This is a genomic window from Nocardioides sp. (assembly GCF_035481145.1).
Classification (GTDB): Bacteria; Actinomycetota; Actinomycetes; order Propionibacteriales; family Nocardioidaceae; genus Nocardioides.
Genome location: NZ_DATIHB010000049.1, coordinates 1 through 11,041, shown reverse-complemented (window position 1 = coordinate 11,041; position 11,041 = coordinate 1). Strand labels below are relative to the sequence as shown.

General features: G+C 68.7%; 13 protein-coding genes. 2 read left to right on the top strand and 11 right to left on the bottom strand.

What is annotated here, in order from left to right:
* On the bottom strand, positions 1-1,110 hold a 1,110-nt coding region (locus VLF38_RS04100; RefSeq protein ID WP_325270012.1), incomplete at its 3' end, for an ABC-F family ATP-binding cassette domain-containing protein.
* A 58-nt stretch (positions 1,111-1,168) separates the two neighbouring features.
* Between VLF38_RS04100 and ypfJ the strand changes: the two genes are divergently transcribed.
* Positions 1,169-2,092: a KPN_02809 family neutral zinc metallopeptidase gene (gene ypfJ / locus VLF38_RS04095; RefSeq protein ID WP_325270011.1), complete on the top strand. Its 924-nt coding sequence runs from the start codon at positions 1,169-1,171 to the stop codon at positions 2,090-2,092.
* Here ypfJ and VLF38_RS04090 read toward each other — a convergent pair whose 3' ends face one another.
* The gene (locus VLF38_RS04090; protein WP_325270010.1) at positions 2,093-2,974 is read right to left on the bottom strand and encodes a phosphotransferase; all 882 of its coding nucleotides are present in this window, start codon (positions 2,972-2,974) and stop codon (positions 2,093-2,095) included.
* Between the two features lie 140 nt (positions 2,975-3,114).
* Between VLF38_RS04090 and VLF38_RS04085 the strand changes: the two genes are divergently transcribed.
* Entirely contained in the window at positions 3,115-3,855 is a 741-nt protein-coding gene (locus VLF38_RS04085; protein WP_325270009.1) for a PIG-L deacetylase family protein, read from the top strand.
* A gap of 89 nt (positions 3,856-3,944) precedes the next feature.
* Here the strand turns inward: VLF38_RS04085 and VLF38_RS04080 are convergent, their stop codons facing one another.
* The 9 genes from VLF38_RS04080 to VLF38_RS04040 all read right to left on the bottom strand — a co-directional run.
* Positions 3,945-4,259: a metal-sulfur cluster assembly factor gene (locus tag VLF38_RS04080; protein ID WP_325270008.1), complete on the bottom strand. Its 315-nt coding sequence runs from the start codon at positions 4,257-4,259 to the stop codon at positions 3,945-3,947.
* On the bottom strand, positions 4,256-4,714 hold the full coding sequence (sufU, locus tag VLF38_RS04075; protein WP_325270007.1) for a Fe-S cluster assembly sulfur transfer protein SufU: 459 nt from the start codon (positions 4,712-4,714) through the stop codon (positions 4,256-4,258). The genes VLF38_RS04080 and sufU overlap by 4 nt, the downstream gene beginning before the upstream one ends.
* A 4-nt stretch (positions 4,715-4,718) precedes the next feature.
* Positions 4,719-5,999: a cysteine desulfurase gene (locus VLF38_RS04070; protein WP_325270006.1), complete on the bottom strand. Its 1,281-nt coding sequence runs from the start codon at positions 5,997-5,999 to the stop codon at positions 4,719-4,721.
* Positions 6,000-6,001: 2 nt separating this feature from the next.
* On the bottom strand, positions 6,002-6,760 hold the full coding sequence (gene sufC / locus VLF38_RS04065) for a Fe-S cluster assembly ATPase SufC (protein WP_325270005.1): 759 nt from the start codon (positions 6,758-6,760) through the stop codon (positions 6,002-6,004).
* Positions 6,757-7,107: a non-heme iron oxygenase ferredoxin subunit gene (locus tag VLF38_RS04060; protein ID WP_325270004.1), complete on the bottom strand. Its 351-nt coding sequence runs from the start codon at positions 7,105-7,107 to the stop codon at positions 6,757-6,759. Before VLF38_RS04060 ends, sufC begins: the two co-directional genes overlap by 4 nt.
* 1 nt (position 7,108) lies before the next feature.
* Complete coding sequence (gene sufD / locus VLF38_RS04055; protein ID WP_414689360.1) at positions 7,109-8,302, bottom strand: Fe-S cluster assembly protein SufD; 1,194 nt, start codon at positions 8,300-8,302, stop codon at positions 7,109-7,111.
* A gap of 46 nt (positions 8,303-8,348) precedes the next feature.
* The gene (gene sufB / locus VLF38_RS04050; protein ID WP_325270002.1) at positions 8,349-9,788 is read right to left on the bottom strand and encodes a Fe-S cluster assembly protein SufB; all 1,440 of its coding nucleotides are present in this window, start codon (positions 9,786-9,788) and stop codon (positions 8,349-8,351) included.
* Positions 9,785-10,492 (bottom strand): helix-turn-helix transcriptional regulator, encoded by a 708-nt coding sequence (locus tag VLF38_RS04045; RefSeq protein ID WP_325270001.1) that lies wholly within the window; start codon positions 10,490-10,492, stop codon positions 9,785-9,787. The genes sufB and VLF38_RS04045 overlap by 4 nt, the downstream gene beginning before the upstream one ends.
* A gap of 71 nt (positions 10,493-10,563) precedes the next feature.
* Positions 10,564-11,041: ABC transporter permease (locus VLF38_RS04040; protein ID WP_325270000.1), on the bottom strand; the 478-nt coding region annotated here is incomplete at its 5' end.

The following is an 11,041-nucleotide window of genomic DNA, read 5'->3' as shown; positions in this document are numbered from 1 at the left end:
GATGCGCAGCAGCGTCGTCTTTCCTGCGCCGTTCAAGCCGATGATGACGACCTTCGATCCGCGGTCGATCGCGAGGTCGACGTCGGTGAAGATCTCGAGCGACCCGTAGGACTTCGACAGCCCGGACGCCGTCAGGGGCGTCTTGCCGCAGGCAGCGGGCTTCGGGAACCGGAGCTTGGCGACGCGGTCCTCCTGACGCACCTCCTCCAGGCCCGACAGCATCTTCTCGGCGCGCGCGACCATCTGGTGCGCCGCCGCGGCCTTGGAGGCCTTCGCACCGAAGCGCGCCGCCTGCTGCTGCAGCGCGGTCGCCTTCTTCTCGACGTTGGCGCGCTCCTTCTTGCGGCGCTCCTCGTCGGCCACGCGCTGACGCAGGTAGTTCTTCCAGTTCATGTTGTAGACGTCGATGACCTGGCGGTTCGCGTCGAGGTAGAAGACGCGGTTCACCGTCTCGCCGACGAGCTCGACGTCGTGGCTGATGACGATGAGCCCGCCCTTGTAGCCCTTGAGGAACTCGCGCAGCCACACCACGCTGTCGGCGTCGAGGTGGTTGGTGGGCTCGTCGAGGATCATCGTCTCCGCGCCGGAGAAGAGGATCCGGGCCAGCTCGATGCGGCGGCGCTGACCACCGGAGAGCGTCCGCAGCGGCTGGGTGAGGATGCGCTCCTCGATGCCGAGCGCCGCGGCGATCTGCGCCGCCTCCGACTCCGCGGCGTAGCCGCCACCGGCGTGCATCTCGTCGTCGGCCCGCGAATAGCGCTTCATCGCCTTCTCGTAGACCTCGGGGTCCTCCGACGCCATGTCGACCTCGGCCTGGCGGAGCCGGCGTACGACGTCGTCGAGACCGCGCGCGGAGAGGATCCGGTCGCGCGCGATCTGCTCGGGGTCGCCCGAACGCGGGTCCTGCGGCAGGTAGCCGAGCTCACCGGAGCGCGTCACCGTGCCGCCGGCAGGCAGGTTGTCGCCTGCGAGGATCTTGGTGAGGGTGGTCTTGCCGGCGCCGTTGCGCCCGACCAGACCGACCTTGTCGCCGGCTGCGACGCGGAACGTGACGTCCTCCATGAGGAGGCGTGAACCGGCACGGACCTCGAGGTTCTGGGCAGTGATCATTTCGACTGGTTAGTGTACGGGCGGAAGCTCGGTACTCCCCCATCGGAAGGAACCCACCATGCGGTTCAACCCCAAGGCGAACATCGGCGGCGGCCGCATCAGCGGGGGTGGGGGCGGCGGAGGCGGTGGCCTCGGCGGGCTCGGTGGAGGCCGTGGCCTCCCGATCCCCGGCGGCCTGGGCATCAAGGGCACGATCCTGCTGATCGTCATCTACTTCGTGATCCAGATGTGCTCCGGCGGCGGCCTCCCGGGCTCCGGCATCCCGGGCGTCCCCGGCGGGGACAGCGGCCAGTCGAGCACCGAGGACGGTACCTATGACAACTGCAAGACCGGTGAGGACGCCAACAAGGACGCCGACTGCGCTCGCCAGGCCGTGGTCCTCTCGATCGAGCAGTTCTGGGAGACCCAGTTCAAGGACGGCCAGTTCAAGCCAGCCCCGGTGCGGACGTTCGGCGGCCAGGTGCAGACCGGCTGCGGTGCCGCCAACTCCGGGATGGGCCCGTTCTACTGCCCGGCGGACTTCACCATCTACGAGGACCCGACCTTCTACGAGCAGGTCTTCGAGGGCCAGCTCGGCGGCAACAACGGAGCCTTCGTGGAGCCGTACGTCCTGGGGCACGAGTACGGCCACCACATCCAGAACATCACCGGCCAGATGAAGAACGTCCGCACCCAGCAGGGCGAGAACTCCGACGCCGTGAAGCTGGAGCTTCAGGCCGACTGCTACGCCGGCCTGTGGACCCACCACGCCGAGACCGTCCCCAACGACGACGGCGTCGTGATCATCGAGGACCTCACCGACGAGGACATCAAGACCGCGATCGAGGCCGCCGCGACTGTCGGCGACGACCACATCCAGAAGACCACGCAGGGGCGCGTCGACGAGACCCAGTGGACCCACGGCTCCTCGGAGCAGCGCATGGAGTGGTTCAAGCGGGGCTACGACGGCGGCACGTTCAAGGCCTGCAACATCTGGGGCTGATCAGATGAGGGCTTCGAGCTGGGGGAACTGTCGTTGCAGCGCCTTGAGGTACGGCGCGACGCTCGGGTGGCGGTACTTCGCCGCGAGCGCGCCAGTCCCCTCGGCCGCTCGCGCCAGCGCCCAGTCCGCGCGGGAGAGGGCGGTGTAGACCGCGGTCACCTGCGCCCCGAGGCGCGCCTGCTCGAGCGAGGCCACGCCGGGCGGCAGCCCGTCGACGTACGCCTCCAGGAGGACGTCGAACTCCTCACGCGCCGAGAGTGACCAGTAGCCCAGGTCGGCGCCGACCGGGCCGGTGCCGAGGTTGGACCAGTCGATGGCGAGCACGGCCTCGTCCGAGCGGCCGAGCAGGTTGGCCGGCACCGGGTCGCCGTGCTGGGCCACCTGGGGCAGCTCGGCCACGGCCCGCAGGAAGTGGCCGCGGCGCTGCCACAGCCGGTCGGCGAGGTCGGCGACGGTCGTGCGGGCCAGCGTGGTCCAGCCGCCCCGGCGCTCGGTCGCGGCGATCCGCTGGCCGAGCTGGTCACGGCAGAGCCAGGGGTGCACCCCCAGCGACGCGCCGGCAAAACGACCGAGCGCCTGCGCGACGAACGGCCCGGGCAGTTCCTCGGGCGCCACTGCGGCGTACCAGAAGCTGAGGCCGTCGGCGTCCTCCTCGATCCGCACCAGCACGGGTCCCCGCAGGCCCGGTGTCGACTCGACGACCCCCGAGGCCGCGACATCGGCCTGCCTGCGCCACCACCCGACTCCGTATGGGGGAACGGGGTCCTCGTCGACCGGGGCGACGAGCCGTTTGACGATCAGGTCGCCGTCGCGCCAGACGCCGAGCGTCGACGCTCCCATCCCGCTCGGCAGGCGCTCCCAGTGCGCCTCGGGCTGCCACATGCGTCGCACGTTAGCGGGCCAGTCGCTTTTTGGCGCGCAACCTCCCACCCGGAACTGGTCTTGATCGGCAGATTCCGGCCGCGGAAATCTGCCACTCCTGACCAGTTGCGGCGCTCCGCCACCGGGAGGAGGCTGCTGGAATGGACGAGAAGCTCCCCCTCTGGCCCACCGACGGCATCGAGCGCGTGCTCTGCGTGGTGGCCCACCCCGACGACATGGAGTACGGCGCGTCTGCCGCCGTCTCCGCCTGGACGACCGCCGGGATCGAGGTCCGCTACCTGCTGCTGACCCGCGGCGAGGCCGGCATCGACACGATGCCGCCCGACGAGTGCGCGACCGCCCGCATGGAGGAGCAGCGCACCGGTTGCCTCGCCGTCGGTGTGGAGCGGGTCGACTTCCTCGAGCATCCCGACGGGATGCTCGTGTACGGCCTCGACCTGCGCCGCGACATCGCCCGGGCGATCCGCGAGTTCAAGCCCGACGCCGTCCTCACCGGCACCTGGCAGGTGGAGTTCATGGGCATGCTCAACCAGGCCGACCACCGGGCCGCCGGTCTGGCGACGCTCGACGCGGTCCGTGACGCCGGCAACCGCTGGGTCTTCCCGGAGCTGGTCGACGAGGGCCTCGAGCCGCACTCGCCGCGCTGGCTGCTGGTCACCGGCGAGGACCGACCGACCCACGGCGTCGACGTCACGGGCGACCCGGTCGAGGCAGGTGTCGCGTCGCTGGAGGCGCACCGCGCCTACCTGGCCGCGCTCCCGTGGCACCCGGCGCCGCGCGACCTCGTCGAGTGGATCACGACCGCGCAGGGCAACGCACTGGGCGTGAAGAGCGGTGTGCTCTTCCGGGCGTGGGACTTCCAGGCCCCACCCCCGATGTGATTACACGTTCACACCTTGTCTGACGTCCTGCGGGGCTCGCCTCCGCCACACCTCGCTGCGCTCGGCGTGACTCCGGCTCACTCCTCGGATCAGACGTTGAAGCCGAGGGCGCGCAACTGCTCGCGACCGTCGTCGGTGATCTTGTCCGGGCCCCACGGCGGCATCCAGACCCAGTTGATCGTGACCTCGTTGGTGAGGCCCTCCAGCGCCGCGTTGGTCTGGTCGGTGATGACGTCGGTCAGCGGACAGGCCGCGGAGGTCAGCGTCATGTCGAGGACGACGGCGTCCTCCTCGACGTGCACGCCGTAGACCAGGCCGAGGTCGACGACGTTGATGCCGAGCTCGGGGTCGACGACGTCCTTCATCGCCTCGGTGATCTGCTCGATCTGGGCCTCGTTGCTCATGCCTTCTCCTCCTGGTTACCGCCAGCCAGGGACTGGGCGGTCGCGTCCTTCCATGCCATCCACGACAGCAGCGCGCACTTCACGCGGGCCGGGAACTTCGCCACGCCGGCGAAGGCGATGCCGTCCTCGAGGACGTCCTCGTCCGGCTCGACCTGGCCCTTGCCCTGCATGAGCTCCTGGAACTTGGCGTGGATCTCCATCGCCTCGTCCACCGGCTTGCCGTGCACGAGCTCGTAGAGCACCGAGGCGGAGGCCTGCGAGATCGAGCAGCCCTGCGAGTCGTAGGAGACGTCGGCGACGACGCCCTCCTCGATGTGCACGCGCAGCGTGATCTCGTCACCGCACGTGGGGTTGACGTGGTGCACCTCGGCCTCGAACTCCTCGCGGAGTCCCTTGCCGTGGGGGTTCTTGTAGTGATCCAGGATGATGTCCTGGTACAGCGCGTCGAGGTCCATAGGGTCAGCCCAACTTGAAGTAGCTGCGGGTGTATTCCAGGCCCTCGATCAGCGCATCGATCTCGGCCGGGGTCGTGTAGAGGTACGACGACATCCGAGTCGACGCCTGCACGCCGAAGCGCTGGTGCGCCGGCTTGGCGCAGTGGTGGCCGGCACGCACCGCGACGCCCCGGCTGTCGAGGACCTGCGCGATGTCGTGCGGATGCACACCCTCGAGCTCGAACGAGATGGCTCCGCCGCGCTGCGTGGCGTCGAGCGGACCCATGATCCGCAGGCCCGGGATCGTCTGCAGACCCTCCAGCGCGTACGCCGTGATCGCCTGCTCGTGGGCATGGATCCGGTCCAGGCCCACGTGGCCGAGGTACTCCACCGCAGCACCGAGGCCCACGGCCTCGACGATCGGCGGGGTGCCGGCCTCGAAGCGGTGCGGGATGCCGGCGTACGTCGACTTCTCCATCGTGACGGTCGCGATCATCTCGCCACCACCGAGGAACGGCGGGAGCTGCTCGAGCAGGTCGCCACGGCCCCACAGCACGCCGATCCCGGTCGGGCCGACGACCTTGTGGCCGGTGAAGACCAGGAAGTCGGGCCGCTCCTCGGGTGCCATCGCAGCCAGGTCGATCGGGAGCTGCGGCGCCGCCTGCGAGGCGTCGACGACGACCAGCGCGCCGACCTCGTGCGCACGCCGGGTCAGCTCGGCAACCGGGTTGATCGTGCCGAGCATGTTGGAGACCCAGGTGAAGGCCACGACCTTGGTGCGCTCGGTGATGAGCTGGTCGATGTTCGCGAGGTCGAGCTCGCCGCCATCGGTCAGGCCGAACCACTTCAGGCTCGCACCCGTGCGCTGCGTCAGCAGCTGCCACGGCACGATGTTGGAGTGGTGCTCCATCTCGGTGATGACGACCTCGTCGCCCTCTCCGACCTGGAACGGACCCTTCCACGCGAGCACGTTGGCCACGAGGTTGAGCGCCTCGGAGGCGTTCTTGGTGAAGATGACCTCGTCGCGCGACGGCGCTCCGAGGAACGCCGCCACCTTGTCCCGCCCGGCCTCGAACGCCTCGGTCGCCTCGGCGCCCAGCTGGTGCATGGCGCGCGCGATGTTGGCGTTGTGCCGCTCCAGGTGGTCGACCATCGTGTCGATGACGACCTGCGGCTTCTGCGAGGTGTTCGCGGAGTCGAGGTAGACCAGCGGACGGTCCCCCGCGAGCGTGCGCTCGAGGATGGGGAAGTCCAGCCGGATGACCGCGAGGTCACTCAGCAGGCCCGGAAGGGACAACGTGGACATGATCAGACCGCAGCCTTGACGTACTTGTCGTAGCCCTCGGCCTCGAGCTGGTCGGCCAGCTCCGGGCCGCCCTCCTCGGCGATCTTGCCGTTGACGAAGACGTGGACGAAGTCCGGCTTCACGTAGCGCAGGATGCGGGTGTAGTGCGTGATCAGCAGGACGCCCTTGCCGTCGCGCTCCTTGAAGCGGTTGATGCCGTCGGAGACGACCTTGAGCGCGTCGATGTCGAGGCCGGAGTCGATCTCGTCGAGCAGCGCGACCTTCGGGTCGAGGAGCTCCATCTGGGCGATCTCGTGGCGCTTCTTCTCGCCACCCGAGAAGCCCTCGTTGACCGAACGGCTCGAGAACGCCGGGTCGAGGTTCATCTTCTCGAGGGCGCCGTTGACGTCCTTCACCCAGGTGCGGAGCTTCGGAGCCTCACCGTCGAGCGCGGTCTTCGCCGTACGGAGGAAGTTGGCGACGGAGACGCCGGGGACCTCGACGGGGTACTGCATGGCCAGGAAGAGACCGGCCTTGGCGCGCTCGTCGACCGACATCGCGAGGACGTCCTCGCCGTCGATCGTGACGGTGCCGGAGGTGATCGTGTACTTCGGGTGGCCGGCGATCGAGTAGGCCAGCGTGGACTTGCCAGAGCCGTTGGGGCCCATGATCGCGTGCGTCTCGCCGTCCTTGATGGTCAGCGTGACGCCCTTGAGGATCTCCTTCGCACCGTCCTCGGTGTCGACAGAGACGTGCAGGTCCTTGATCTCGAGGGTGCTCATGCGGGGGTGACTCCATTCAGGGTGGTCTCGACGTCGACGTAAACATCGCCATCGCGGATCTCGACGGGGAAGGTGGCGACGGGCTCGGTCGCCGGGAAACAGGTGGGCTTGCCGGTGCGCAGGTCGAACGTCGACCCATGCAGGTAGCACTCAACGGTGCAGGTGCCGGTCGCGTCGGCCGCCACCTCGCCCTCGCTGAGCGGGATGTTCGCGTGGCTGCAGAGGTCCTGCAGGGCGAAGACCTCGTCCCCGTGCTTGGCGAGCGCGAGGTCGTAGCGGTCGACGGTCACGCCGAACGCCTCGTCCTCGGGGATGTCGGCCAGGGCGGCCGCCTTGACGAAGGCCATCTCAGGCGACCTCGTCGTCCTCGGCCAGGACGTTCTTCGCCAGCTCGGCCTCGACCGTCGCGAAGAGGCTCTCCTCGAGCTCCGGCACGTTGATGTGGCGGATCAGGTCGTTGAAGAAGCCGTGCACGACCAGGCGCCGCGCCTCCTTCTCGCTGACGCCACGCGAGCGCAGGTAGAAGAGCTGGTTGTCGTCGAAGCGACCGGTGGCGGAGGCGTGGCCCGCGCCCTCGATCTCGCCGGTCTCGATCTCGAGGTTCGGCACGGAGTCGGCCTGGCAGCCGTCGGTGAGGACGAGGTTGCGGTTCTCCTCGTAGGTCTCGATGCCCTCGGCGACCTTGCGGATCAGGACATTGCCGATCCAGACGGTGCGCGCACCCTCACCCTGCAGGGCGCCCTTGTAGACCACGTTGGACTTCGTGTTGGGAGCCGTGTGGTCGACGAAGAGACGGTGCTCGATGTGCTGGCCGGCGTCGGCGAAGTAGAGGCCGAGCATGTCGACCGAGCCGCCCGGACCGGCGTAGTCGGCGGTCGTGTCGTGGCGGACCACGGAGCCACCGAAGGTGACGTCGACGTGCTTGAACGCCGCGTCGCGGCCGACCCGCACGTGGCGGTGGCCGATGTGGACGGCGTCGTCGGCCCAGTCGTCAATGGAGACGACAGTCAGCTGTGCGCCGTCACCGACGACGATCTCGACGTTGTCGGTGAGCGTCATCGAGCCGGTGAAGCGCAGTACGACGGTCGCCTTGGAGAACGGCTCCGCGGTGATCACGACGTGGCTCGCGGTCGCCTCGTCTTCGGGCGACGTGGCGGTGCCGGTGACGTCGACGTAGACCGGCTGGTCCGCGACCTGCTCCTTGGGGATGGTCACCGTCAGCGTCTTCGCGGCGGCGTCCCAGGTGCGGGCGGCGATGCGGTCCCACGGCACGAGGCCACTCGCGCCACGACCAGCGTCGGCGGAGTCGACGACCGCGGTCACGACACCCTCCGGGGCGGTGATGTCCGCGGTGTACGACGCACCACCGAGCGGCGCGTCGGCGTGCAGGCCACGGAGGCGCTTGAGCGGGGTGAACCGCCAGATCTCCTCGCGGCCGGTCGGGACGGTGTGGTCGGCGAGGTCGAAGGACCCCTCCGGGTGCAGGTGGGACTCCACCTTGTCGAGCTCGAGAGCAGCGCTCACGTTGTCAGTCACAGTCACAGGGTTGCTTTCGTACGTCGTCGGGCGGGTGGCGGGGCGGTGGCGATCAGCCGACCGCACCCTCCATCTGCAGCTCGATCAGGCGGTTGAGCTCGAGGGCGTACTCCATCGGCAGCTCCTTGGCGATCGGCTCGATGAAGCCGCGGACGATCATGGCCATCGCCTCGTCCTGCTCCATGCCGCGCTGCATCAGGTAGAAGAGCTGGTCGTCGGAGACCTTCGAGACGCTCGCCTCGTGACCCATCGACACGTCGTCCTCGCGGATGTCGACGTACGGGTAGGTGTCCGAGCGGGAGATCTGGTCGACCAGGAGCGCGTCGCACAGGACGTTGCTCTTGGAGCCGTGCGCACCCTCGTTGACCTGGATCAGGCCGCGGTACGACGTGCGGCCACCGCCGCGCGCCACCGACTTGCTCAGGATGCTCGAGGAGGTGTTCGGCGCGGCGTGGACCATCTTGGCGCCGGCGTCCTGGTGCTGGCCCTCGCCCGCGAAGGCGATCGAGAGCGTCTCGCCCTTGGCGTGCTCGCCCATGAGGTAGACGGCGGGGTACTTCATCGTCACCTTGGAGCCGATGTTGCCGTCGACCCACTCCATCGTCGCGCCGGCCTCGCAGACGGCGCGCTTGGTGACGAGGTTGTAGACGTTGTTGGACCAGTTCTGGATGGTCGTGTAGCGGCAGCGGCCGCCCTTCTTGACGATGATCTCGACGACCGCGGAGTGCAGCGAGTCGGAGGAGTACACCGGCGCGGTGCAGCCCTCGACGTAGTGCACGTAGGCGTCCTCGTCGACGATGATCAGCGTGCGCTCGAACTGGCCCATGTTCTCGGTGTTGATCCGGAAGTAGGCCTGGAGCGGGATGTCGACGTGGACACCCTTCGGGACGTAGATGAACGAGCCACCCGACCACACGGCGGTGTTGAGCGCGGCGAACTTGTTGTCACCGACCGGGATGACGGTGCCGAAGTACTCCTGGAAGAGCTCGGGGTGCTCCTTCAGCGCGGTGTCGGTGTCGAGGAAGAGCACACCCTGCTGCTCAAGGTCCTCGCGGATCGAGTGGTAGACGACCTCCGACTCGTACTGCGCCGCGACACCGGCGACGAGGCGCTGCTTCTCGGCCTCCGGGATGCCGAGCTTGTCGTAGGTGTTCTTGATGTCCTCGGGCAGGTCCTCCCACGAGGCGGCCTGCTTCTCGGACGAGCGCACGAAGTACTTGATGTTGTCGAAGTCGATCGCGTCGAGGTCGGAGCCCCACGTCGGCATCGGCTTGCGGTGGAAGAGCTTGAGGCCCTTCATGCGGAGGTCGAGCATCCACTGCGGCTCGGACTTCTTCGCGGAGATGTCGGCGACGACCTCTTCGTTGAGGCCACGCTTCGCGTTGGCGCCGGCGATGTCCTTGTCGGCCCAGCCGAACTCGTACTTGCCGATGCCCTTGAGCTCGGGGTTGAGCTCCTCGATCGCGTTGGGGGTGTCCTGAGAGATCGTCATGCCGACGCTCCGTCCTTGTTGCTGGCCCTCGTGCGGGTCACTGTCTGGGGAATGCAAGTCGTGCAGACACCGTCGCCGTGGGCGATGGTGGCCAGCCGCTGCACGTGCGACCCGAGGACCCGGCTGAACGCCTCGGTCTCGGCCTCGCACAGCTGCGGGAACTCGTGGGCCACGTGGGACACGGGGCAGTGCTGCTGGCACAGCTGCTCGCCGATCGGGAGCTGCTGGACGCCGGCGGCGTAGCCACCGCGGGTCAGCACCTCGGCGAGCGCCTCGGCCGGGGAGAGGTCGGGCCGCTCGGCCGTGATCGTGGCGTAGTCGCGCTCGATGAACTCGACGCGCTGGCGTGCGAACGCGATGACGGCGTCATCTCCCCCGGTCTCGCGCAGGAAGCGCAACGCCTGGGTGGCGAGGTCGTCGTACTGGTTCTCGAGCTGGTCGCGGCCCATCTGCGTGAGGCGGAACGCGCGGGCAGGGCGGCCACGGCCGCGGGTGCCCGGCAGCGTGCGCTGCTCGACCGACTCGAGAGTGCCGCCCTCGACCAGGTGGTCGAGGTGACGGCGGACGCCCGCCGGGGTGAGGTCCAGCGCAGCAGCCAGGTCGGCTGCCGTGCGGGGACCCTGCTCGGCGATCAGGCGGAGCACGCGCGCACGCGTCGGAGCGTCCCCTTCAGGGACGTTCGTCGAGATCCGCTCGAATTGCACAACAACAGTGTGACGTTATTAAGCGAGCCACTCAACGAAGGTGAGCCTAACCTCAGGGCTCCGGGCCCGGGTCAGGCCGCCGTGCGCCGGTGGAAGGCCCGCAACGAGAGCGGAGCGAGCACCGCCGTGATGAGGATCGCCCAGATGAAGGTCGCCAGGACCGGGTGCTGCAGGGGCAGCGCCGCCGAGTCGGGCGCGGCCGGGGCGTTGCCCCAGAGCTCGCGGACCGCCTGGACCATCGAGGAGACAGGGTTCCACTCGGCGATCGTCTGCAGCCAGGCCGGCATCGGGTCGGTCGGCGCGAAGGTGTTGGCCAGGAACGTGATCGGGAACATCGTCGCGAACATGAGTCCGTTGACCGCCTCGACGGAGCGCATCGCGGACCCCACCAGGATGCCGAGCCAGATCATCGCGAAGCCCCAGACGAGGAGCAGCACGTAGCCCAGCATCGCGTCGACGAAGCTGCCCCGGATCCGCCAGCCGATCAGCAGGCCGGTCAGTGACATCACGACGAGCCCGATGCTCGAGTGGATCAGGCTGGAGATGGAG

What these genes read in the sequence shown, in the direction of transcription:
- ypfJ (WP_325270011.1), top strand. Translation starts at nt 1,169, where the DNA reads ATGCGGTTCAACCCCAAGGCGAACATCGGCGGCGGCCGCATCAGCGGG.
- VLF38_RS04090 (WP_325270010.1), bottom strand. Translation starts at nt 2,974, where the DNA reads ATGTGGCAGCCCGAGGCGCACTGGGAGCGCCTGCCGAGCGGGATGGGA.
- VLF38_RS04085 (WP_325270009.1), top strand. Translation starts at nt 3,115, where the DNA reads ATGGACGAGAAGCTCCCCCTCTGGCCCACCGACGGCATCGAGCGCGTG.
- VLF38_RS04080 (WP_325270008.1), bottom strand. Translation starts at nt 4,259, where the DNA reads ATGAGCAACGAGGCCCAGATCGAGCAGATCACCGAGGCGATGAAGGAC.
- sufU (WP_325270007.1), bottom strand. Translation starts at nt 4,714, where the DNA reads ATGGACCTCGACGCGCTGTACCAGGACATCATCCTGGATCACTACAAG.
- VLF38_RS04070 (WP_325270006.1), bottom strand. Translation starts at nt 5,999, where the DNA reads ATGTCCACGTTGTCCCTTCCGGGCCTGCTGAGTGACCTCGCGGTCATC.
- sufC (WP_325270005.1), bottom strand. Translation starts at nt 6,760, where the DNA reads ATGAGCACCCTCGAGATCAAGGACCTGCACGTCTCTGTCGACACCGAG.
- VLF38_RS04060 (WP_325270004.1), bottom strand. Translation starts at nt 7,107, where the DNA reads ATGGCCTTCGTCAAGGCGGCCGCCCTGGCCGACATCCCCGAGGACGAG.
- sufB (WP_325270002.1), bottom strand. Translation starts at nt 9,788, where the DNA reads ATGACGATCTCTCAGGACACCCCCAACGCGATCGAGGAGCTCAACCCC.